Genomic DNA, 578 nt, shown 5'->3' with positions numbered 1-578 from the left:
ATTGGGGTATAGCCAAGCGGTAAGGCAACGGGTTTTGATCCCGTCATGCCCTGGTTCGAATCCAGGTACCCCAGCCAATTTTAACTTGAAGATAATTGAATGCCAGCTTGAATTGCGCTTAAGGAAAATTGAAAAACAACATTGACTTAATGTCTCAGATGTTATACAATAGATTTTGTCCTTAAAAATAATTTAATGCGGTCGTGGCGGAATGGCAGACGCGCTAGGTTGAGGGCCTAGTGGGAGAAATCCCGTGGAAGTTCGACTCTTCTCGGCCGCACCATATCGCTTATAAGCGCCCGTAGCTCAATTGGATAGAGTACTTGACTACGAATCAAGCGGTTAGAGGTTCGAGTCCTCTCGGGCGCGCCAATTTCAATCTTAAGTTATTTCCTTCTATATATATGCGGGTGTAGTTTAGTGGTAAAACCTCAGCCTTCCAAGCTGATGATGGGGGTTCGATTCCCCCCACCCGCTCCAAATTTATTATCTGAACCTTGAAAACTGAACAGCAAAACGTCAACAACACGCAACGGCCGCGCAAAACGGCCCGCGCAAAACTTACTGATCAGCCTCGT

Annotated in this window: 4 tRNA genes; all 4 read left to right on the top strand. The window is 46.4% G+C overall.

Annotation, left to right across the window (positions count from 1 at the left end):
- The first annotated feature begins 2 nt into the window (after nt 1-2).
- The 4 genes from QMA09_RS17140 (at nt 3) to QMA09_RS17125 (ending at nt 480) form a co-directional block, all read left to right on the top strand.
- Nucleotides 3-77 (top strand) — tRNA-Gln (locus QMA09_RS17140).
- A 120-nt stretch (nt 78-197) separates the two neighbouring features.
- Nucleotides 198-283 (top strand) — tRNA-Leu (locus tag QMA09_RS17135).
- A 12-nt stretch (nt 284-295) separates the two neighbouring features.
- Nucleotides 296-372: transfer RNA gene (locus tag QMA09_RS17130), tRNA-Arg, on the top strand.
- Between the two features lie 34 nt (nt 373-406).
- Nucleotides 407-480: transfer RNA gene (locus QMA09_RS17125), tRNA-Gly, on the top strand.
- The last annotated feature ends 98 nt before the right edge of the window (nt 481-578 follow it).

Origin of the sequence: Planococcus sp. APC 3906 (assembly GCF_030407685.1) — a bacterium.
In the GTDB taxonomy this organism is placed as follows: Bacteria; Bacillota; Bacilli; order Bacillales_A; family Planococcaceae; genus Planococcus; species Planococcus koreensis.
This window is presented reverse-complemented; position numbering and strand designations above follow the sequence as displayed.